General features: G+C 73.6%; 15 protein-coding genes. 8 read left to right on the top strand and 7 right to left on the bottom strand.

What is annotated here, in order from left to right:
- Nucleotides 1-4 precede the first annotated feature (4 nt).
- Nucleotides 5-1,840, bottom strand: a complete 1,836-nt coding sequence (locus GA0070611_RS12490; RefSeq protein ID WP_091662995.1) for a thiamine pyrophosphate-requiring protein — start codon at nucleotides 1,838-1,840, stop codon at nucleotides 5-7.
- A 54-nt stretch (nucleotides 1,841-1,894) separates the two neighbouring features.
- Here GA0070611_RS12490 and GA0070611_RS12485 point away from each other — a divergent pair, with 54 nt between their 5' ends.
- The 4 genes from GA0070611_RS12485 (at nucleotide 1,895) to GA0070611_RS12470 (ending at nucleotide 11,227) form a co-directional block, all read left to right on the top strand.
- Nucleotides 1,895-2,773: a TrmH family RNA methyltransferase gene (locus GA0070611_RS12485; protein ID WP_231921438.1), complete on the top strand. Its 879-nt coding sequence runs from the start codon at nucleotides 1,895-1,897 to the stop codon at nucleotides 2,771-2,773.
- A gap of 51 nt (nucleotides 2,774-2,824) precedes the next feature.
- Entirely contained in the window at nucleotides 2,825-4,276 is a 1,452-nt protein-coding gene (gene argG / locus GA0070611_RS12480; protein ID WP_091662990.1) for an argininosuccinate synthase, read from the top strand.
- Between the two features lie 361 nt (nucleotides 4,277-4,637).
- Entirely contained in the window at nucleotides 4,638-8,306 is a 3,669-nt protein-coding gene (locus tag GA0070611_RS12475) for a LamG domain-containing protein (RefSeq protein WP_091662988.1), read from the top strand.
- A 74-nt stretch (nucleotides 8,307-8,380) separates the two neighbouring features.
- Nucleotides 8,381-11,227: a CBM96 family carbohydrate-binding protein gene (locus GA0070611_RS12470; RefSeq protein ID WP_091662985.1), complete on the top strand. Its 2,847-nt coding sequence runs from the start codon at nucleotides 8,381-8,383 to the stop codon at nucleotides 11,225-11,227.
- An 88-nt stretch (nucleotides 11,228-11,315) separates the two neighbouring features.
- Here the strand turns inward: GA0070611_RS12470 and GA0070611_RS12465 are convergent, their stop codons facing one another.
- Nucleotides 11,316-12,593 carry a serine hydrolase domain-containing protein gene (locus GA0070611_RS12465; protein ID WP_091662980.1) on the bottom strand — a complete coding sequence of 426 codons (1,278 nt, stop codon included), beginning with the start codon at nucleotides 12,591-12,593 and terminating at the stop codon, nucleotides 11,316-11,318.
- 111 nt (nucleotides 12,594-12,704) lie between these two features.
- On the opposite strand from GA0070611_RS12465, the gene GA0070611_RS32585 reads away from it, so the two are divergent.
- Nucleotides 12,705-14,756, top strand: a complete 2,052-nt coding sequence (locus tag GA0070611_RS32585) for a PucR family transcriptional regulator (protein ID WP_231921437.1) — start codon at nucleotides 12,705-12,707, stop codon at nucleotides 14,754-14,756.
- Nucleotides 14,757-14,928: 172 nt separating this feature from the next.
- Here the strand turns inward: GA0070611_RS32585 and GA0070611_RS12450 are convergent, their stop codons facing one another.
- A complete protein-coding gene (locus tag GA0070611_RS12450) occupies nucleotides 14,929-16,278 on the bottom strand; it encodes a hypothetical protein (protein ID WP_091662977.1) in 1,350 nt (449 codons plus the stop codon).
- Between the two features lie 88 nt (nucleotides 16,279-16,366).
- Between GA0070611_RS12450 and murD the strand changes: the two genes are divergently transcribed.
- The gene (gene murD, locus GA0070611_RS12445; RefSeq protein ID WP_091662972.1) at nucleotides 16,367-17,713 is read left to right on the top strand and encodes a UDP-N-acetylmuramoyl-L-alanine--D-glutamate ligase; all 1,347 of its coding nucleotides are present in this window, start codon (nucleotides 16,367-16,369) and stop codon (nucleotides 17,711-17,713) included.
- 54 nt (nucleotides 17,714-17,767) lie between these two features.
- Nucleotides 17,768-18,133 (top strand): hypothetical protein, encoded by a 366-nt coding sequence (locus GA0070611_RS12440; protein ID WP_091662969.1) that lies wholly within the window; start codon nucleotides 17,768-17,770, stop codon nucleotides 18,131-18,133.
- Nucleotide 18,134: 1 nt separating this feature from the next.
- Here GA0070611_RS12440 and GA0070611_RS12435 read toward each other — a convergent pair whose 3' ends face one another.
- The 3 genes from GA0070611_RS12435 to GA0070611_RS12425 all read right to left on the bottom strand — a co-directional run bounded on the left by GA0070611_RS12435 (nucleotide 18,135) and on the right by GA0070611_RS12425 (nucleotide 20,284).
- The gene (locus GA0070611_RS12435) at nucleotides 18,135-18,656 is read right to left on the bottom strand and encodes a DUF6114 domain-containing protein (RefSeq protein ID WP_091662966.1); all 522 of its coding nucleotides are present in this window, start codon (nucleotides 18,654-18,656) and stop codon (nucleotides 18,135-18,137) included.
- A 1-nt stretch (nucleotide 18,657) separates the two neighbouring features.
- Nucleotides 18,658-19,287: a DUF6230 family protein gene (locus GA0070611_RS12430; RefSeq protein WP_091662962.1), complete on the bottom strand. Its 630-nt coding sequence runs from the start codon at nucleotides 19,285-19,287 to the stop codon at nucleotides 18,658-18,660.
- Nucleotides 19,288-19,507: 220 nt separating this feature from the next.
- Nucleotides 19,508-20,284, bottom strand: a complete 777-nt coding sequence (locus GA0070611_RS12425) for a TetR/AcrR family transcriptional regulator (RefSeq protein ID WP_091662958.1) — start codon at nucleotides 20,282-20,284, stop codon at nucleotides 19,508-19,510.
- 412 nt (nucleotides 20,285-20,696) lie between these two features.
- Here GA0070611_RS12425 and GA0070611_RS12420 point away from each other — a divergent pair, with 412 nt between their 5' ends.
- The gene (locus GA0070611_RS12420; RefSeq protein WP_091662955.1) at nucleotides 20,697-21,362 is read left to right on the top strand and encodes a Tat pathway signal sequence domain protein; all 666 of its coding nucleotides are present in this window, start codon (nucleotides 20,697-20,699) and stop codon (nucleotides 21,360-21,362) included.
- Here GA0070611_RS12420 and GA0070611_RS12415 read toward each other — a convergent pair.
- On the bottom strand, nucleotides 21,350-22,393 hold the full coding sequence (locus GA0070611_RS12415; protein ID WP_231921436.1) for a hypothetical protein: 1,044 nt from the start codon (nucleotides 22,391-22,393) through the stop codon (nucleotides 21,350-21,352). The genes GA0070611_RS12420 and GA0070611_RS12415 overlap by 13 nt on opposite strands.
- Nucleotides 22,394-22,421: the final 28 nt, after the last annotated feature.

Below are 22,421 nucleotides of genomic sequence, written 5' to 3'. Positions count from 1 at the left end.
AGGCTCACCGCTCCCGACGGCGCGGCCGGTAGGTGGCGACGACGGCGGGCAGCCCGCGCCGGACGATCCCGGCCCGGTCCTGGTCGCGCAGCACCGCGGCGGCGGTGTTGCGGGCCTGCTCGGCGGTGAAGTGCGGGGGCAGCATCAGCTCCGCCGGGTCGACGACCGCGTTCACCACCACCGGCCGGTCGGCGGCGAGCACGCGCCGCCACAGCTCGGGCACCTGCCCCGGGTCGTCGACCAGTTCCCCGCCGAGCCCGAGCACCTCGGCCCACCGGTGGTACGCCACGTCCGGCAGGTCCTGGCTGGCCGGGAACATCGGCGTGCCCTCGCTGGAGCGCTGCTCCCAGCTGACGAAGGAGAGGTCGCGGTTGTTGAGCACCAGCACCACGAAGCGCGGGTCGGCCCACTGCCGCCAGTACTTCGCCACCGTGATCAGCTCGTTGACCCCGTTCATCTGCATCGCCCCGTCACCGATGAGGGCGACCAGCGGGCGGTCCGGGTGGGCGAACTTCGCCGCCAGCGCGTACGGCATCGCCCCGCCCATGGACAGCAGCGTGCCGGAGAGGCTGGCCAGCATCCCGGGGCGGACCTGGAGGTGGCGCGCGTACCAGGCGGTGGCCGTGCCGCAGTCCACCGCGAGCATCGCGTCGTCGGGCAGCGCGTCGTTGAGGGTGGTGAAGAGCAGCTGCGGGTTCACCGGGTCGGCCGGTTGCTCCGCCAGCTCCCGCTGCCCGCGCCGCCACTTCGAGGTGGCCTCGGCGAGGGCGGCCCGCCAGGCGGTCGGGGCGGGCCCGGGGCCCAGCTCGCGCAGCAGCGCCCGCAGCGTCGGCCCGGCGTCGCCGGTCAGGTTCACCTCGGTCGGGTAGCGCAGCCCCATCCGGCTGCCGTCCAGGTCGATCTGCACCGCCCGGGCCCGACCCTCCGGCGGATAGAACTCCGAGTACGGCATGTTGCTGCCGACGATCAGCAGCCGGTCGCACTCGCGCATCAGCTGCCAGCTGGGCCGGGTGCCGAGCAGGCCGATCGCCCCGGTCACCCAGGGGGCCCGGTGGTCCACGGCGGTGAAGCCGAGCAGCGCGGTGGCCACCCCGGCGCCCAGCCGGTCGGCGATCCGGCGGACCTCCTCCTCGGCGCCGAGCGCGCCCTGCCCGACCAGCAGGGCGACCTTCTCGCCGCCGCGCAGCACCTCGGCGGCGCGGCGCAGCTCCGCCTCCGGCGGCACGGTGACGGTGCTGCTCGGCACCGCGCTGGTGTGGTAGTAGCCGTGCGCGTGCGGCGGCTGCGGCACGGCCGGCTCGTCCTGCACGTCGGCGGGGAGCACCAGCGCGGTCACCGTACGCCGGGCCAGCGCGGTCCGGCAGGCCCGGTCCACCAGGTGCCGCGCCTGCGACGGGTCGTCGAGCTGGGCGAGGAAGCCCGAGGCGACGTCCTTGTAGAGGGCGAGCAGGTCCACCTCCTGGTAGTAGCCGCCGCCCTCGGCGGTGAGCGCGGTGTGCCCGAGCAGCGCCACCACCGGCTGGTGGTCGAGCTTGGCGTCGTAGAGGCCGTTGAGCGCGTGGATCGCGCCCGGGCCGCTGGTGACCAGCACACAGCCGAGCGGGCCGCCGCCGTACTTGACGTGCGCGCCGGCGGCGAAGCCGGCGGTCTCCTCGTGGCGTACCTGGACGAACTCGGCCCGGCCGGCGGCGCGTTGCAGCGCGGAGGTCATCCCGTTGATGCCGTCTCCCGGGTAGCCGAAGTAGCGGCGCACCCCCCACTCGGCCAGCCGGGCCACGATGTGGTCGGCGACCGTGGCGTTCCGGGGCAGCCGGCCGTCGCCGGTGTCGTCCGCGCTCATCGTGGTGGTCCCTCCGCCGTTGTCCGCTTCCCGGGACCGTTCCCCGCCGGGCGGGTGGGAAACGCCTCCCGGGGGCCGGGCCGTCCGGGACCGGCCGGCGGGACCGGGCAGAATCGTCGGGTGCCCGTCCACGAGATCACCGACCCCGACGACGACCGGCTCGCCGACTACCGGGCGCTGACCGACGTCGAGCTGCGTACCCGCTGGGAGCCGCCGCACGGCCTGTTCATCGCCGAGGGCGAGCTGGTGCTGCGGCGGGCGCTGCGGGCCGGCTACCCGGCCCGGTCCTACCTGGTCGACGCCAAGCGGGTGGACCAGCTCGCCGACCTGGACACCGGGGACGCCCCGGTCTACGCGGCGACTCCCGAGGTGCTCCAGCGGGCCACCGGCTTCCACGTGCACCGGGGGGTGCTCGCCTCGTTCCACCGCACGCCGCTGCCGAGCGCCGCCGAGGTGCTGGCCACGGCCGGCCGGGTGGTGATCCTGGAGGACGTCAACAACCACACCAACCTCGGCGCGATCTTCCGGGCCGTGGCGGCGCTCGGCGTGGACGCCGTGCTGCTCTCGCCGACCTGCGCCGACCCGCTCTACCGGCGCAGCGTGCGGGTCAGCATGGGCGAGGTCTTCGCCATCCCGTACGCGAAGCTGGACCCCTGGCCCGACGCGCTGGCCCAGGTCCGGGCGGCCGGTTTCACGGTGCTGGCGATGACGCCCGCCCCGGACGCGGTGCCGATCCAGCGGCTGGACCCGGCGCAGCGGTCCCGGGCCGCCCTGCTGATGGGCGCGGAGGGGGCCGGCCTGACCCGGGCCGCGATGGAGGCCAGCGACGTGCGGGTGGTGATCCCGATGCGGCGTGGGGTGGACTCGCTCAACGTGGCCGCGGCGACCGCGGTGGCCTGCTGGGAGCTGGGCCGCGACGACTCGGTGGAGTGACCCCGGGTCGTTAGCTTGCATGACCATGCGGCGCGGTGCATAATCTTCCTTGTGTCCAAGGTCCTCACCTCCCTGCCCATCGGTGAACGCGTCGGCATCGCCTTCTCCGGCGGCCTCGACACCTCCGTCGCGGTCGCCTGGATGCGCGACAAGGGTGCCGTGCCCTGCGCCTACACCGCCGACATCGGCCAGTACGACGAGCCCGACATCGGCTCGGTGCCCGGTCGCGCGCTCAGCTACGGCGCCGAGGTCGCCCGGCTGGTCGACTGCCGCGCCGCCCTGGTCGAGGAGGGGCTGGCCGCGTTGACCTGCGGGGCCTTCCACATCCGCTCCGGCGGCCGGGCGTACTTCAACACCACCCCGCTGGGCCGGGCGGTGACCGGCACCCTGCTGGTCCGGGCGATGATCTCCGACGACGTGCAGATCTGGGGCGACGGCTCGACCTTCAAGGGCAACGACATCGAGCGGTTCTACCGCTACGGCCTGCTGGCCAACCCGCAACTGCGGATCTACAAGCCGTGGCTGGACACCGACTTCGTCACCGAGTTGGGCGGGCGGACGGAGATGTCGCAGTGGCTGCTGGAACGCGGCCTGCCGTACCGGGACAGCACCGAGAAGGCGTACTCGACGGACGCCAACATCTGGGGCGCCACCCACGAGGCGAAGACCCTGGAGCACCTCGACACCGGCATCGAGACGGTCGAGCCGATCATGGGCGTGAAGTTCTGGGACCCGACGGTGGAGATCCCGACCGAGGACGTCACCATCGGCTTCGACCAGGGCCGGCCCGTGACGATCAACGGCAAGGAGTTCGGCAGCGCCGTCGACCTGGTGCTGGAGGCCAACGCCATCGGCGGCCGGCACGGCCTGGGCATGTCCGACCAGATCGAGAACCGGATCATCGAGGCCAAGAGCCGGGGCATCTACGAGGCTCCGGGCATGGCGCTGCTGCACGCCGCGTACGAGCGGCTGGTCAACGCCATCCACAACGAGGACACCCTGGCGAACTACCACCACGAGGGTCGCCGCCTGGGCCGGCTGATGTACGAGGGGCGCTGGCTGGACCCGCAGGCGCTGATGCTGCGCGAGTCGTTGCAGCGCTGGGTCGGCACGGCGGTCACCGGTGAGGTGACGTTGCGGCTGCGCCGGGGCGAGGACTACTCGATCCTGGACACCACCGGGCCGGCGTTCAGCTACCACCCGGACAAGCTGTCGATGGAGCGCACCGAGGACTCCGCGTTCGGCCCGTCGGACCGGATCGGTCAGCTCACCATGCGCAACCTGGACATCGCCGACTCGCGGGCGAAGCTGGAGCAGTACGCCTCGCTCGGCATGGTCGGTGGCGCTGCCCCGCAGCGGATGGTGGGCGCCGCGCAGGCCGCCTCGACCGGGCTGATCGGGGCGATGCCGCAGGGCGGCGCGGAGGCCATCGCCTCCCGGGGCGTCCCGTCCGCCGAGGACGAGGCGCTCGACCGGGCCGCGATGGAGTTCGGCGTCGACTGACCGTTCGCCCTGCCGTCCCGTACGCCGGAGCCGGCCGCCCGATCCGGGCGGCCGGCTCTCTGGTCGTGGTGGCCGGGCCGCAGTTGCCGCCCGGCCGTGGAGCGATGGAACCGCGAAGTCACTTTTTGGTAACGGCGGCAACCTTCCGGATCGATCTCCGTCCCGGGTGGGCTCCTCCGGGGGCCGGTGACCGTCGGTGATCCGGCCTGTTGGTGTGCGCCGGGTCCGCACCCCACCCACCGATATGCGTCGATGGATAGTGGCTACTGTCGACGGTGGTCGGCCGTCGAGGGGTCACCGCAGGTCAGGCGGGCTTGTAGCGTGCGTCCTCACGTGATCGTCGCACCTCGGAAGGACCTACATGACCTCTTCATCTGTGCCCCTCGTGGGCGGGCTGCCGGCGGAGGGGCAGCCCGTCCGCAACCCCGGGCCGGGCAACCGGCTGCGGGGCCCGCTGGCGGCGGCCCTCGCCGCCGTACTGACCGTCTCGGCCGGTGGCGTGCTCGCCGCCGGTGCCCCCGAACCCGCGCGCGCCGCACCGGCCACCTGCGTCCCGCAGGCGCAGTCCACCCGGGAGGCCGTGGCGATGGCCGCCGCCTGCCGTCAGCCGGTGGCCGTCGAGTCGTCGCGCTCCGCGTACACCCAGGTCATCGCCCAGCCGGACGGCACCATGCGGTTCGAGTCGGCGGTGGAGCCGCAGCGCACCCGCCGCGCGGACGGGTCCTGGGCGGAGGTGGACCTGTCCCTGCGACCGGGTGCCGACGGCCTGCTGCGGCCGGCGGCGTCGGTGGCGGACGTGGCGTTCTCGGCCGGCGGCGACCAGCCGCTGATCACCCTGCGCCGGGGCGGCCGGGCGGTCACCTTCTCCTGGCCGGGCCGGCTGCCGGCCCCGGCCGTCTCCGGCGACTCGGCGACCTACGCCGGGGTGCTGCCGGACGTGGACCTGGTGGTCCGGGCCACCCGGACCGGGTTCACCCACGTGCTGGTGGTCCGCTCCGCGCGGGGCGCCGCCAACCCGGCGCTGCGCGAGATCGTGCTCCGCACCGGCGGCGACGCGACGGTGTCCCGCGCGGCGGACGGCACGCTGACCGCGGCGGCCGGCCGGGAACTGCTGGCCCGGTCGCACCCGGCGGTGATGTGGGACTCGTCGCTGCTGTCCCGCGCGGCGCAGGCCCGGTCGGGGGCGGACGTCTCCCGGTCCGACGCGGTCGCCGCCGGTGACGGCGCCCGGACGGCGGCGGTGGGCACCCGGGTGAGCAAGGGCGAGCTGCGGCTGGTGCCGGACGCCGCGCTGCTGGCCCGAGGGGCGTTCCCGCTCTACATCGACCCCGCCTGGTCGGTGGCGAAGACCAAGTGGGCGTACGCCACGAACGACAACTGCACCAACGGCGACCTCTCCATGGCCCGGGTCGGCTACAGCCCGGAGGACAGCCCCTGCGCCGGCTCGGTCTACCGCTCGTTCTTCGAGTTCCCGACCACCAACGGCACGGTGTCGCTCAAGGGCAAGTACATCTACTCGGCGTACGTGCAGATGACGATGTACCACTCGTGGTCCTGCGACAACACCCCGGTGAACCTCTACCAGTCGTCGGTGATCAACGCCTCGCCCAAGGCCGGGTTCTCGGCGACGGCGTTGAAGACCTGGATCACCTCGTTGTCCGGGCACGCCAACAAGGGCAGCGGCTGCAGCGACTCCCCGCAGCCGGACATGGTGATGAACTTCGGCTCCGGCAACTCCAGCGTCCGGAACCGGATGCAGGCCGCGGCCGACGGCAACTGGAACACCATCACCCTCGGGCTCAGCGCCCGGGACTCCGACGCCACCAACGAGTTCGACCAGAACCGGTGGAAGAAGTTCTACCCCGGCAAGGCCAAGCTGGTCGTCGACTACGACAGCAAGCCGGGCTCCCCGAACACCCGGCAGGTGTCCGGCATCCTCTGCTCGGCGTCCGACGTGAGGACCGTCGGGACGCTCACGCCGAACTTCTCGGCGATCCTGCCGGACGCCGACAACACGCAGGCCCAGGTCGGCACCTTCGAGTGGGTGCAGGTCCCGAGCACCGGCATCGGCGCCGTGACCGACACCTACCCGGCCCGGCTCGCCGCGCCACCGAAGGTGTCCGCGCCGGCCAACGGACGGGCCACCACCGCCACCGTCACCGCCCTGAAGGACCGGACGTACGCCTTCCGGGCCCGCAGCCAGGACCCGGCCCCCTACTCCCAGTACAGCCCGTGGTCGCCGTGGTGCCAGTTCCGGGTGGACAACACCGTGCCGCAGGTGACGGTCAGCATGGTGACCGCGCCGGCCGGCCCGGGCCAGCCCGGCACCTTCAAGATCTCGTCGACCTCCACCGACGTGACCAAGTTCCGGTACGGCTGGAACTCCCCGGTCACCGAGGTTCCGGCGACCACCGTGACCGGCGGCAAGGCCGCGACGATCAAGCTGACCCCGCTCAAGTACGGCCAGAACGTCCTGTACGCCTCGGCGATCGACGCCACCTTCAACGAGGGCTACGACGACCTCGTCTTCACGGTCGGGCGCCCCAGCCCGGCGACCGGTCGCTGGTTCCTCGAGACGTTCCCCGGCCAGGACGCCACCGAGGCCGTCAAGGACCGGGCGCCGGCGCTCGCCGGTGACCGGCCGCTGACCACCTCCGGGGTGACCTGGAGCAACGACGTGCACCTGCTCGGTGGCGCGGTGGCGACCATGCCGGCCACCACGTCGGCCAGCACCGCGCAGACCTCGGGCAGCGTGGTGGACACCAGCAAGTCGTTCAGCGTGGCGGCCTGGGTCCGGCGGACCAACGACACCGCCACCTACCGGCCGGTCTTCTCCCAGGAGGGGAGCGTGACCAGCTCGTTCATGCTCTTCGCCGAGAAGGACAACACCTGGCGGCTCTACCTCTACGACACCGACTCCACCTCGGTCAACGCCACGGTGCTCTCCGCCCCGTCGACCCTGAACCAGTGGGCCCACCTGGCGGTCGTCTACGACTCGGCGACCAACGAGGCCCGGCTCTTCGTCAACGGCACCGAGGTGGACCACCAGAAGCGCGCGACGCCGCCGTGGGCCTCGACCGGGCGTTTCCACCTCGGCTGGTCCAAGTTCGGCAACGGGTTCTCGATGACCAACGGGGTCGGGCAGATCGCCGACGTGCAGGCCTACGACCGCGCGCTGGTGCCCGAGGACTTCACCGGTCAGCTCGCCAGCGACCCGAAGTCGGGTGGCTTCGATGAGCCGGGCATGCTGAATCCGACCCAGGTCGGCTTCTGGGATTTCAACAACGGTGGGGAGTGCTGGGACGAAACCCGTACCGGCTGTGAGGCCTTCGATCGGAGCCAGTTCAACCGTTCGCTGGCGCTGCGCAGCGGCGCGGACATGGACGCCGCCGGCAACCGGGGCAAGGGTCTGGCCCTCGACGGGGTCCTGTTCGGGGACGGCACGCCGACGAACGAGTCGGCGCGCAGCGCGTACAACGACGGGACCCCGGACCTGAACGGCAATGTGTATCCGGTCTGGCGCAACACCCCCGTGCTGCGCACCGACCAGTCGTTCACCATCTCGGCCTGGGTGAAGCTGGACCGCACCGACACGTACCAGATGGTGCTGGCCCAGGAGGGCACCGTGAACAACGGCTTCTACCTCTACTACGGCAACGAGGACGGTGGGGTGTGGAAGTTCAAGATGGTCAAGGACGCGGCCACCACCGACGGCGGCACCGGTAGCACCTTCGCGGTCGCCCCGGCCAAGGACCTCGATGACGCCTGGCACCACGTGGTCGGGGTGCTCGACGTCGAGCGGCGTCAGTTGCGGCTCTACGTCGACGACGAGAAGGGCGTCACTGTTCAGATGGCCGCCGGTTGGCAGCCGTGGCAGGCCAACGGCCCACTGCGGGTCGGCAACGGCAGGGGCGAGTACAACCCGCTCTTCGGCACCGTCGACGACGTCGCCGTCTACCAGGGCGCGATGACCACGACGCAGGTCAACCAGTTGCACGACTCGCAGGTCGAAGCGGAACCGCTGCCGTAGCGGGCGGGCACGGGGTCGCCGGTCGGTGGAGAAAGGCCACCGACCGGCGACCCCCGTGCGTACGGCTGTTCTCGATGATCCGACGGTTCACGATGCGGGGGAACGACATGGTCGAGCGGCGGCAGGTGCTGCGCGCCACGGCGCTGGCGGTGGCCGGCGGGGTCGCGGGATTCGCCGTCCCGCGGGCCGCGTCGGGTGCCGTCATCCATCCCTACCTGCTGGTGGGTGAGGCCGAGTACCCGGAGCTGCGGGCCCGGGCGGCCCAGGACCCGTGGCTCGGCTGGCGGGCCGCCGCCGCCGACCTGGCCCGCCAGCCCTGCCCGACGCCGGCCCAGGAACCGGACGTCGGCAAGCGGGCCACCCGGATGTCGCAGATCGCCGGCGCGGCCTCGCTGGCGTACGTGCTGGACCCGGCCGACGCGGCGCTGCACCGGGCCACCCTGCTGGGCCTGATCGACCGGTACCGCACCGAGGTGCGACCGTACCTGGACACCACGGCCTGGCAGGGCGTCGTCCCGCCGTCCAGTGCCCTGTTCCACCTGGTGCTGGGGCTGGACGTGATCGTCGGCAGCCTCACCGCCACCCAGCGGTCGACGGCCGAGGCCACGCTGGCCGACGCGGCGCAGTGGTTCCACACCTACCGCAACAACGGCAACTGGCAGGCCGCGCGCATCGGCGGGTACGGCATCTGGGTGGCGTACGCGGGCGACACCGCCCGGCTCGACGAGTCGCTCACCCAGACGCTGACCCACCTGGACAACCTGACCTCCGCCGACGGCGTCTACCTGACCGGGCCCAACTATGCCGGCAACCGGCTCGGCTCGGCCGGTGACCGGGACAGCAAGTCCTTCTTCGTGGACGTGCTGACCCGCATCGGCAGCCACGACTTCTACACCGATCCGCAGTACGTGCGGGTCATGGAGCACTACACCGGATACCTGACCACCCCGGTGCTGCGCTCCGGCGCGCACCCGGACCGGGGCGAGTACACCTTCGGCGACAGCTGGACCGAGCGGGGCACGGTGCACCGCAGCGGCCGTACCTGGAGCGCCCACCGCTTCGGCGCGGTCGCCGCGGCCAACGCCGCCTGGAGCCTGCGCGGCGTGCCGGCCACCGAGACGCTCCCGCTGATCACCACCTACGTGCTGACCACCCGTACGCCGGCCACCGGCACCGTACCGCCGAGTCGGGTGTTCCCCGGCGGGGGCGCCTGGTTCCTGCAGGCCGGCACGTCCCCGCTGGCGCTGGCCGGGGCGCTGTGGAACCCCACCGGCGACCGCCAGGTCGAGCACCAGCACAAGGACACCAACGCGCTGCACCTGACCGCGTACGGGGAGCACGTGCTGCGCAACGCCGGGTACGCCGGCTACGGCACCGGGGTGGCCGGCTTCAGCTTCGAGGTCATCTCGCAGCGGGCGGTGGTCAACAACACCGTGCTGGTCGACTACCCCACCACCTTCCCGGATGCCGACCCGCCCACCGTCAACGACCACCAGCTCACCCCGGGGCGGCTGCCCGGCGCGGGGATCGTCGAGTCGCTGCTGCCCGGCCCGCTCGACTACGCCTGCGGGGACTCCGGGGACGCCCTGCCCAACGGGGCGACGCACCTGCGCAGTCTGGTCTTCGTCCGTCCCGATCAGGAGCAGCAGGGCTACTGGGTGGTCTTCGACGAGGTGCGCGGTGGGACCCCGAACGGATCGGCCAGCGTGGCCTGGCACCCGAACTCGAAGAGCGACCCTGCCGTCGTCGAGGCCCGCTGCCACTACGCGGCCACCGTCGACGTCAACCCCTGCACGAGCAACGGGGTCGGCCTGTCGATCCTGCTCGGCACCGAGCCGGCACAGGTGGTCGTCCGGTCGGGCCCGCTGGCCGAGGCGTGGGTCGCCAACCGGGACCCGGGCCGCTACCTGCAGTGCGTGTACCCGACCGACGGGGCCGGCGCGGCGAACGCGGTCACCCTGCTCTTCCCGTACGACCAGGCCGGACATCCCCGGGCACAGCTGGACCGGGTGACCGGCGTGGGCTGGACGGGGGTACGGGTCACCCATCCCTCCGGCGTCACCGACCACGCCGGCGAGTCCCGGGGCACCGCGACCGTCACCACCGCCGGCGTCTCCTGGCGCGGGCTGGCCTGCCTGTTCCGGCTCTCCGGCGGCACCCCGGCGTACTGGCTGGTCCGCCGGGGCCGCTCGCTCACCTGGGACAGCTACGGCTTCCAGTCGACCGCCGACGTCAGCCTCGCCATGCGTGGCCGGGGCGGTCGGCTGCACAACCCGAACGCCGGGCCGGTCACGGTCACCTTCCTGCACCCCGGCCTGACCAAGGTACGGCTGAACGGGGTGCCGGCGGCGGTGACCGCCACCGGGATCGGGTGGCTGTCGGTGACCGTCCCGGCGGGCAGCGCCGCCGTCGAGCTGGTCACCGCGACACCCGTCGCGCCCGTAGCCGACGGTTACGTGCGGGCCGGGGTGTACGCCGCCGACAGCTACGGCCGGCTCGGCACGCTGGTCGTCAAGGCGGACGCGAACCCCGACTACCGGCGGGAGTCCTACCTGCGCTTCGACCTGTCCGGCCTGACCGGTCCGGTGACGCTCGCGCGGCTGCGCCTGCCCGTCGAGGCCACCGGCGGCGGCGCCTGCACCCTCGAGGTGGCGCAGGCCGCCACCGGCTGGGAGGAGACCACGCTGACCTGGAACAGCCGTCCCTCGGCCACCACGGTGCTGGCGACGGTCCCCGCGCCGGTCGCCGGCACGGTGCTGGACCTCGATGTCACCGCCGCGGCCAGGGCCGTGCTCGCCGGGGGTGGTGGCCCGCTCGCGGTGCGGCTGCGGATCCGCGAGGACGGGGCGAACAACTCCGTCACGTTCGGCTCCCGCGAGCACACCGACTGGCGTCGTCGTCCGGTGCTGGAGCTGTCCTGACCGTCGCCCCGTCGCCGGCACCGCCGGGGCGGGGGAGACCCGCGACGTCCCGGGGGCGGCCGAGACCGCCCCCGGGGCGCCGGGCCGGTCAGCCGAAGTAGTTCGACCAGAGGTCGTGGGTCGGCCAGCTGGTCACCGCCCGGGAGGCGGCCCAGAGCGCCGAGTCGATCGTGTCGTAGCTCAGCCCGGAGCTGTCGTCGCGCCGGTTGAACACCGCCGCCCAGCTCATCCCCTGGTAGGTGCGGACCATGATGCTGTACGTGCCGGCGAAGCTGCCGGTGTGCCAGGTGTTGCGGCCGGTGCCGCCGCTGACCGGGCGGACCGCCCAGCCGAGGCCGTAGTACCAGCCGTCGGCGTTGACCCCGGTGGGGTTCGGCACCGAGAAGACCCGGTTGATCGAGGTGCTGTTCAGCACCGTGTTGCCGCTGTCGAAGGTGGCCGCCCAGCGCACCAGGTCCACCGCGGAGGAGAGCCAGCCGCCGTTGGCGTCGTGGATGCGCATGCTGAACGTGCCGTACGGGGCGTTCACGATGGTGCCCGAGTCGTCCAGCACGGTCGGGCCGGTGTACTGGGACGCGTAGGCCACCTCGCCGCTGTGTCGGGTGGTGGTGGACCCGGTGGCCATCCGGGTGATGCCCCGCGGGGCGAGCAGCGCCTGCTGGACGTACGTCTCGTACGGCAGGCCGGTGACCTTCTCGATGATCCGGCCGGCGAGCAGGTAGCCGTAGTTGCTGTAGGAGACGGTCGAGCCGGGGTCGTGCAGCAGCGGCTGACCGGACATGAACCGGATGACGTCGGCGTGGCTCAGCTCCATCGGCACGCCCAGCGCGTCGGCGATGACCCGGTCCCGGAACACCGGGTCGAAGTTGGTCAGGTCCTTGTCCCAGCCGCCGGTGTGCTGGAGCAGCCGCCAGAGGGTGACCTGGCTCAGGCGGGGGTCGACGGTCTGCCCGCCCGGCGGGATGACGTCGAGGAACCTGGTGATCGGGTCACCGAGGTTGAGCCTGCCGTCCTGGGCCAGCCGGACGATCGCCGCCGCGGTCAACGACTTGGAGAGGCTGGCCACCCGGAACAGCGTGGTGGGGCGGACGGCCTGCGGCGAGTTGTTGCCGTACCCCCGGGCCAGCACCAGCCGGCCCTGGTAGGTGACCGCGAGCTGGCCGGCGCTGATGTGCCGGGCCTGCATGAAGTCCTTCATCGTGTCGTCGAACGCGCTCAGCGAGCTGACCGCGATGCCGGACGTCGCCCAGATGGGCAGGGCGGCGTTCGCCGGCGCCGGCCCGAGCGCTGCGGCGCCGAGCGTCCCCACCCCCGTCGCGCCGACCAACTTCCCGAAGGTCCGCCGGTCGATCGTCGTCCCGTCCATGCCTCCCCTTCCGATTGATCACGATCATGGCGACGCTACCCGGCACGATCGCGCTGTTCCGCGCGGGTCGGGTCTTCGGGAACGGCGGTGACGCAGGGTAGCGTGTCGCCCGTGTTCCCTACCGTCCGTGAGGTGCTCGCGCTGGTGCCGGTACGCCACGGCGCGCCGCGCCTGGTCGCGGGCGACGCGGGGCTGGACCGCCGGGTGCGCTGGGTGCACGTGGCGGAGGTGCCGGACATCGCCACCCTGCTCGGCGGCGGCGAGCTGGTGCTCACCACCGGCATCGGGCTGCCCGCCGACGACGCCGGGCTGCGCGCGTTCATCGGTGACCTGGCCGACGTCGGGGTCTCCGGCCTGGTGGTCGAGTTGGGCCGCCGCTACGTCAGCGGGGTGCCCCGGGTGATGGCGGCCGCGGCCGAGCGGCGTGGCCTGCCCCTGGTCGAACTGCGCCGGGCCACCCCGTTCGTGCGGATCACCGAGGCCGTGCACGCGCTGATCGTGGACGCCCAGCTCACCGAGCTGCGTGCGACCGAGGAGATCCACCAGCGCTTCACCGACCTGTCGGTGGAGGGCGCCGAGCCGGCCGAGGTGGTCCGGCAGGCCGCCGAGCTGGCCGGCTGCCCGGTGGTGCTGGAGAACCTGTCCCGGCAGGTGCTCGCGTACGACCCGGCGGGGGAGAGCGCCGAGCTGCTGCTGGACGGCTGGGAGCAGCACTCGCGGCGGATCCGCCCGGCCGGCCGCACCGCGTACGACCCGGACAGCGGGTGGCTGGTCACCACGGTGGGCGCGCGCGGGCAGGACTGGGGGCGGCTGCTGTTGCGCTGGCCGGCCGGCACGGACCTGGCGAGCGTCGACGACCCGGCGGCCGGCGGCCCGCGTACCGGCCCGGCGGGATCGCCCCCGGCGGCCGGCGACGGTGGGCCGTCCCCGGCCGGGGACGGCCCGGGCCCGTCCGGCGCGCAGGAGCGCGGCCACGGCCGGTCCGGCGCGGGCGACGGGACGCGGGCCGGCGGACGGTCCGGCGCGGGTCGGTCCGGCACGGGCCACGGGGCGCCGGCCGGCGGGTGGGCCGCGGCGGTCCCGGCGACAGCGACGACCGGCCGGGGCCCGGCCACCCCGCCCACCCGGCTCACCATCCTGATCGAGCGGGCCGCCTCCACCCTCGCGCTGGGCCGGCTGATCCGGCGGGACGCGGAGGGGTTGGAACGGCAGATCCACCGCACCCTGCTCACCGCCCTGATCGACCACTCCCGTCCGGTCGACGAGGTGGCGCTGCGGGCCAAGGCGCTGGGGGTCACCCTGGACCGGCGGCACCTGGTCGGCGTGGTGGTACGGCACCGGGCCGACGATCCGACGGGGGAGGGCGCCGGCCCGGCGGACGGCCCAGCCCGGCTGCGTGACCTCGCCGAGGCGGTCGGCCAGGCGTTGCGGGAAGCCAAGCTGACGGCCCTGACCAGCGCCGTCGACGACCAGGCGGTGGGCGCGCTGCTGGCCCTGCCCGATCCGGCCGCCGAGGAACGGGCGCTCGCCGCGTTCGCCGCCGCGCTCCGTCGGGTACGTCTCGACGCCGTCCCGCTGCGTCCGCCGGCGCCCCGGCCCGCCGCACTGCCGGTCGCGGTCGCCGCCCCCTGGCCGGCCGACGGTGGTGCGGGCCGGCCCGGCTCCCCGGAGCGGGCGACCGGTGCCGGTGGGGTGGCGCGGGCGACCGGCCCGGCGGCGGTGGTCATCGCGGCCGGCTCCGGCGTGGGCAGCCTGCGGGAGGCGCGCCGCTCGCTCGTCGAGGCCCGGCAGATCGCCGAGGCGGCCCGCCGGGACCGCCGTGACCTGCCGATCTTCCGGCTGCCGCACGTGGGGCTGGCCGGCCTGCTGCACCTGCTGCGCGACGAGCCCCGGTTGCAGACGTTCGTCGAGCGGGAACTGGGCGCGCTGCTCGCGCACGACGCCCGGCACCCCCGCGAGCAGCTGCTCGGCACCCTGCGGGCGTACCTGGAGCAGGGCCGGAACAAGTCGGCGGCGGCTGCGGCGGCGCACCTGTCCCGGCCGGCGTTCTACGAGCGGCTGGCCCGCATCGGCCGGATCCTCGACGCCGACCTCGACTCGGTCGACGCCTGCCTCTCCCTGCACGTCGCCCTGCTCGCCCTCGACGCCGTCCGCGCCCCCTGATGGCCCACCGCCCGCCCCGTCTCCTGACCCCAGGGCCGTCCCCGGCCGCCCATCCCAGACCGCCCTCGCCCGCCGATCTCCGTTGATCAAGGAGCTTGCGTCAGAGTCCGCACCGCGCTGACGCAAACTCCTTGATCAACATGGCCGGGCCGGGGGAGGGGCAGGGCGGGGGTCAGGTGAGGGCGGTGAGGGCCTTGGCGTAGTGGGCGGGGACGAAGTTCGGGCCGCCGGGGGTGAAGACGTCGCTGCCGGCCGCAGCCGTCCAGGCGGTCTCGGGCAGCGCCTCGACCAGGGCGCGGACCACCGGGGCGTCGCGCCACTGTTCCTGCTGGGCGAGCAGGCTCAGCGCCACCACGGACTCCTCCACCTCGCCGACGCACTCGAACGGCTTGTGCCCGTCGACGCCGAGCAGCTCCCGGTAGCCGGGAATCTGGCTGGTGTCGTCGAGCAGGTCGCCGCCGAAGATGCCGGTGATCCGCTCGCGGGACATGAACGGGGCCATGGCGATGAAGACGAACCGGCACTTCGGGCAGTTGCGGCACCACCGCTCGCTCGCGTCGCGCAGCTTGAACGCGGCGTTGCAGCTGGTCACCACGGCGTCGTACCGGTCGATCTCGGCGAAGAGGCGGGCGATGTGCAGCTCCGACAGGGAGCGCAACAACGAGAAGTACGGCTCGGTGAGCCCGGCGTGCTCGGCCAGCGCGGCGCGCAGCAGCCCCTCCGCCTCGACCCCCTTGGACCACTGGTGGTTGATCTCGTGACCGTGCCAGACCAGGTTCGGATCCGACGCCGAGCGCTCGTTGGACATCACCACCGGACCGAGGCCGTGCAGCACGGCGGTGGCGACCGCGATCAGCGAGTTGATCGCGGTGACCGGGATGTGGCCGTTGCGCGCGCCGGCCGCGTTGAGGTCGAACAGCACCGGGTCGATCCGCCGCCGGGCCGCCAGCGGCACCAGGTCGGACGCCTCGTTGACCGAGACGATCACGTGGTTCGGGTTGACCGAGAACGGCACCGGGTCGAAGCCGGCCCGCCGCAGCGCCTCCAGGCTGACGATCGAGTCCTTGCCACCGCCGACGGCCGACAGCGGGCGGCGGTCGGAGTTGTCCAGCGGCGCGGCCGCCGGCACCGAACCGGTCGGCACCTCCGGGCGCAGCTCCAGCACGTGCGGAAGCTCGTTGCGGTACGCGTACTCGGCGAGGCCCTTGGTGTAGACGGCGGTGACGAACCCGACGGCGGCCGGGCCCAGCGGCGCCGGCAGCACCAGCCGGGGCGGGGCGGCGGTCTTGTAGTAGCTGACCCCGGCGACCAGGTGCAGCAGCGCCAGGACCCGGTCGAGGGTGGCCGCGGTCTCGTCGGAGACCGGCTCGGCCGGCAGCGGCAGGGTGATCACCTCGGTGAACCGCTGCTCGCCGTCGGGGCCGGTGAGGGCGTAGTCGAACAACGCCTCGCCGGTGGCGAAGTCGATCGAGTAGGACGGGAAGGTGAAGGCGTCCATCCGCCGGAGCTGCTCGTTGGGCACACGCCATACTAGGCCCTGGTTCGTCCGCCGTGTCCGGCTGTGCCGGACCGCACCCGCCCGCCGTCACCGTGACCCCCGAGGAGAGCCAGTGCGCCTGTCAGATCTGCGCGGACGTCGTGTCGCCGTCTGGGGAGCCGGCCGGGAGGGCCGGGCCGCGGTGATCGCGATCGCCGCGCACGGCCCGGCCGAGCTGGTGGCCGTCGACGACAGCGCCAACTTCCTCACCCTGCCCTGGGAGGGCCCGCTCGCCGCGGCCGCGCCGCTGGTGACCGGCGAGGAGGGCTTCGCCCGGCTGACCGCCGCCGACGTCGTGGTCCGCTCGCCCGGGGTGCCGAGCACCCACCCGTGGATGGTCGAGCTGCGCGGCCGGGGGGTCCCGGTGACCCAGGGCAGCGCGCTCTGGATGGCCGACCACGCGGACCGGACCGTCGGGGTGACCGGCAGCAAGGGCAAGAGCACCACGTCCAGCCTGATCAGCCACCTGCTGACCGCGATGGACCGGCCGAACGTCTTCGGCGGCAACATCGGCGTGCCGCTGCTCGACCTGCCCGAGGCCGACCTGTACGTGCTGGAGCTGTCGAGCTACCAGTGCGCGGACCTGACCGACTCGCCCCGGGTGGCCGTGGTCACCGCGCTCTTCCCCGAGCACCTCGACGCGCACGGCGGGGAGCGGGAGTACTACCGGGACAAGCTCAACCTGCTGGCGCACGGCCCGCACGCGGTGGTGGTCAACGGGCTCGACCCGCGGCTCGGCGCCGAGCTGGGCGACCGGGCCGCGATCCGCGCCGGCCGGCCGGACACCACCCACGTCACCGTGGGCCCGGACGGCACGCCCTGGTTCCACCTGCGCGACACCCCGCTCTTCCCGCGGGCCGTGCTGCCGCTGGTCGGGCGGCACAACGAGGGCAACCTCTGTGTCGCGCTCGCGGTGCTCGACGCGCTCGGCATCGACGTGGTCGGCCGCAAGGACAGCCTGGCGGTCGCGGTGGCGGAGTTCCAGGGGCTGGCCCACCGGCTGACCGAGATCGCCGACCCGTCCGGGTTGACCTTCGTCGACGACACCCTGGCCACCAGCCCGTACGCGGCCATGCACGCGATCGACGCGTACGAGGGGCGGCCGTTGACCGTGATCGTCGGCGGCACCGACCGGGGGTTGGACTACACCCCGCTCCGCGACCACCTGGCCGAACGGGAGATCACCGTGATCGGCATCCCGGACAGCGGCCCCCGGATCGTCGAGGCGCTGGCCGGGCTGCCCGGGGTACGCACCGAGCTGGCCGAGGACCTGGTCGACGCGGTGGGGCTGTCCCGCAAGCTCACCCCGGTCGGCGGGGTGGTGCTGCTCTCCCCGGCCGCGCCCAGCTACGGCCGGTTCCGCAACTTCGAGCACCGCTCCGAGGTGTTCGCCCAGGCGGTCGCGGACACCACCCGCTGAGCCCGGGCCGTCCGGCCTGGTCGGCGGTCGTGCGGCGCGGTTAGGGTCGGAACCGTGGCGGTGCTGGTGGCGGTGGACCCCGAACGGCTGGTGGTACGACTCACCGGCGCCGACCGCCTCTGGGCGCTCTCGTCCGGTGTGGTGGCGCCCACCGCCGCGGTGCGCGCGGTCCGCCCGGTCTCCCGCGCCGAGGCGTTCGCCTTGGGTGCCGGCCTCCGGCTGCCCGGCACCTTCTGGCCGGGTCTGATCAGGGCGGGCAGCTACCTGTCGCGTACCGGCGGGCGGTCGTTCTGGTGCGTGCACCGGGCCGAGGAGTTGCTGCTGGTCGAGTTGGACGGGCAGCCGTACCGCCGGCTCGTGCTGGAGGTGGAGCGACCGGCGGAGGTCTCCCGGGCCATCGCCCGCGCCCGGTTCCGCTGACTCAGCCCTGCTCGGCCGGATCCCGTCCGGTCGGCTCCCCACCGAACAGCAGCGCGGTTCCGGCGTCCGCCGGCTCCCGGGGCGCCGGGGGCGCGGGCGCGGCGTCCACCGGCCCGGGTGCGACGCGCGACGCGGCGGGCCGCTTGTCCGGCGTCCAGGCGAACGCGAGTGCCCCGCCGACCAGGGTGAGCAGCATGCCGACGACGAAGCCGCCGAGGTTCGAGGTCAGCCAGGAGAGCAGCCCCAGCACCAGTGAGAGCACCGCGTAGAAGACCCGCTGCTGCGGGGTGAGGACCAGCAGCACCCCGCAGATCACCAGGATGATCGGCACCAGGTAGGCGGCGAGGCCCTGCGGGCCGACGTGCAGCAGCACGCCGAGCGGGGCGCGCAGCGTCACCAGCATCTCGGCCCCGCCGAGGGCGATCAGCACCCCGGCGGTGAACGGGCGGCCCCGCCGCCAGCGACGCCAGCGCCCGCCGCGGTGGCGGGCGGCCGGCGTCACGGAGTGGTCCTCGGCGGTCACCTCAGCACCCGTCGGAGCTGAACGACATGTGCAGGTTCGGCAGGGTGAAGACGGCCGCGGTGGTGGCGTAGTTGTTCTGCCGCAGGTTGGTGATGGTCACCGTGTCGGCCTGCTGGGAGAAGACCCCCGGGTTGCCGCGTACGCCGGGCACCTGGTCGAGCGTGCTGGCGTCCTGCCCGACGTTGATGTTGGTGAACGAGGCGTTGCCGGCGACCTCGTCGCCGTCGACGACCAGGGTCTTGGCGCTGACCGGCTTGCCGGCGTCGCCGGCGGTGATCCGCAGGTTGATCCCGCCGAGGCTGATGCTCTGGCACAGGTTGGTCAGCTTCGCCTGGTTGATCGCGGAGACCATCACCAGCACCTGGCCGCCGGTGTCGCCCTCGTTGGGGCTGTTCTCGATCATGTGGTCGATGGTGGCGAACTGCTCGAAGCCGGTGCCGTCGAGGCGGTCGGCGGTGACCGTGAACGGCATGCCCGAGATGGCGAACTGGGCGCCGAGCGCGCCCTGCGCGGTCAGCGCGATCATCCCGGCGGCGCCCACCGCGACCGTGCCGAACGTGACGGCGAACCGGCGCCAGCGGACCCCGCTCTGCGGCGGGTCCGGATCGATCGGTGCGGGCTGCTCCGACATGGCGGCTCCTTTTCGAGATCAATTCATCAGCGCCGGGAGGGGACGTCGGCGCCGGTGTGGTGGAAGAGACCTGAATCGGTTGCGCATGGTGCCGCGCCAGGGGCGCAGGCCGAAGTTACCGCTGGGTAAAGGGTGGGTCAACAGTGGGTAGCGGGGCTACGTTGGGCGGCATCTGCGAAATGCGGCCAAGGGTGAAAAACTCCTGCGGTTTCCGACCGGTTCACCGGTCCGGGCGGGCGCCGGCCGGTTCCGCGCACGGCGCGGCGGCGGCCGGGCCCTCGTCGGGGCGCGCGGGGTGGATGGCGCGGCCGGCCGCCTCCCGGCCCAGGAAGGGCGCGGTGGCGGCGTAGGTGAGCACCGGCAGCAGCAGCGGCAGTTCCTCGACCGGCCCCCGGGCCACCCGGCTGCGGATGGTCGCGTGCAGCCCGCCGACCACCGTGGACACCAGCAGTTCCCGGTCGACCGCGTCGCCCGCCGGAGCCGGCCCGGCGTCGGCGAAGAACCGGCGGAAGCTGGTGAGCAGGGCGTCCCGCTCCCGGCGGGCGGCCGGACCGGCCGCGTCGACCTCGACGAGCGCCATCCGGGCGAAGGCCGGCACGCTCGCGAGCACCTCCAGCAGGGTGCGCAGGGCGGCCCGGGCGGCGTCCGGCCAGTGTGGACCGGCGTCCCGGTAGGCCTGCTCCATCAGCTGGGACACCACCGCGATGCCGTGTCGGTAGGTGGCGAGGAAGGCGTCCTCCTTGCCGGTGAAGAGGGCGTAGAAGGCCGGCCGGGTCACCCCGGCGGCCTGGCAGATGTCGGTCACCCGGGCGTTGTCGTAGCCCTTCCTCGCGACCTCCTGCACCAGCCCGTCGAAGAGGCGGTCGCGCTGGGTCGCGGCCACCGCTTCGGCGGAGACCCGGCGCGGCCCGCGCTTGATGGCCCGGTCCGGATCGCGGCCGGGGCGCGCGCCCGGCAGTGGGGTGGGCGCCGGTCGCGGTCGGCGCGGAGCGGTCAAGTGATCGACCTCCTTTGATGCATTGACATTGGGATCCTCGGGGGTTTATAAATTCTGCACTCTGAGTCGGCCTACCGTCACTACTGGTGATCTCGTGCCGGCGGCCACCCGACGTCGTCGAAGGAGGGCGCGATGGCAGCCATTATCGCCAACCGCCCGGCCCCGCCCAAGAGTGGAAAGACGCAGGTGACGCGGCCACGCCGCAGTGCACCACCGGACCCGTCGCGCTGAGCCCGCGACACCCGCCGCCGCCCGGGCGGACCGTCCCCTTACCGGACCCGGCGGCCCCACCCCGCGCCGTCCCCGACGGACGGCGTCCCCGACCCGTGCGCCCATCGGCGCACGGTGGCCGCGCGCCGTTCCCCCGCCCGCGCGGTCCGACCATCCCGCTCCACCACCGGAAGGAAGAACCATGCCCAGGTACGGACGAATCGGCGCCGGTCTCGCCGCCGTGGCCCTGCTGACCAGCCTGCTCGGCGCTGCCCCGGCGACCGCGTCCCCGTCGTCCACGCTCGCCTCGTCGGTGCTGACCCGCGGCAGCGTCGGCGGCACCGCGGTCGCCGTCGGCGACGTCATCCAGGCCAGCCTGGCCACCGGCACCAACGCCACCTTCTACTCGACCACCACCGGCACCACCGGCGTGAAGTGCGCCGCCTCCAGCTTCAGCGCCAAGGTGCTGACCAACCCGACCGCGCCGGGCACGGCCACCGAGAGCCTCACCGCGCAGACCTTCAGCAGCTGCACCACCAACGTGCTCGGCACGACCGGCGTCAACAGCATCACCGTCAACAACCTGCCGTACACCACCTCGGTGACCAGCGCGGGCGTGGTGACCATCTCCGGCTCGATCCAGAGCACCGTCGTGCTCAACACCCTGCTCGGCCCGATCACCTGCGTCTACAAGACGGCCGGCCTCACCGGCAGCGCGGTCAACTCCACCAACTCGATCGTCTTCACCAACCAGGCGCTGACCAAGTCCTCCGGACCCAGCACCTGCTTCAGCACCTCGTACCTCAGCGTCCGCTACTCGCCGGTGAAGGACACCACCGCGGGCGGCAGCCCGGTCTACGTGAACTGACCATCGGCGGCCCACCGGCCGGCGTCCGGCGGTGCGCCGGGCGCCGGCCCGTCCGCGTGCCACGGCAGCGCGGCGTGCAGGGCGCGCATCGAGCGGATCGCCGAGCGGATCTCCTGCAGGTAGCGCCCGGGGGTGAGGGTCGGCTCGGGGAGCCGGGCCGGCCCGGCCAGCGCCGGGTCCACCCCGACGGTGTCGATGCCACAGCCGTACGGCACGGCGAGGGTGCGCAGCGCGTCGCAGTGCTGGAACGGCACGTAGATCGGGGCGGTCACGGTCAGCACGGGGTCACCGGCGCGCAGCCGGACGTGCTCGGCCCAGAACCGCTGGGTGTCGGCGGTGTGCGCGCGCCGCCGGTCCGGCTCGCTCGACGGCGCCGCGAGCACCCGCACCGGCGGGAGGCCGGCCGGGCGGTAGCGACGCGAGGACCAGGACCGGTGCGGGTGCGCGGCGTCCTCGCCGGTCTCCTCGTGCGGGGTGCGCACCCCGAAGGCGGCGCGGACCCCGGCGTCGAGGACGTCCACCTCGGTGCGGCAGCCGGTCAGCCCGGCGGTGTCGAGCGTCCGCGACTCGGCGGCCGACAGTTCCCGGAAACTGCCCAGCACGGCCACCTCGCCGTCGACGACCGACCCGGCGCGTACCAGGTGGGCGGCGTACGCGGTGCGGCGCAGGCAGGCGGGCGCCAGCCCGCCGAGCACCAGCAGGTGCGCGTACCGGGGCAGGGCGGGCCGGCCGGCCCGGACCAGGCCCAGCGCGTCGGCGCTGTCCAGCACCAGTTGGACGGTGGCCGGGTCGAAGGCGGGTTCCCGGGCGTCGGGTCGCTCCCGTCCGGCGCGGAAGTCCCAGTGCCGGGCCGAGAAGTCGTCGAGCCCGGCCAGCACCGCCGGCACGTCCCCGGCCGGCCAGTCGCCGCCGAAGTGCCCGACCAGCGCCCGCACCGGCGGCGAGCCGATCCAGTCCCGTATCCCGTCGGCGAGTTGTCCGGCGCTCGTTCCCGCCGCCCCGGCCGGCAGCGCCACCTCCGTCGTCCGCACCCGGCGGATGCTACCGCCGGGTGCCGCC

The sequence above is a fragment of the Micromonospora auratinigra genome, from assembly GCF_900089595.1.
GTDB lineage: Bacteria > Actinomycetota > Actinomycetes > Mycobacteriales > Micromonosporaceae > Micromonospora > Micromonospora auratinigra.
This window is presented reverse-complemented; position numbering and strand designations above follow the sequence as displayed.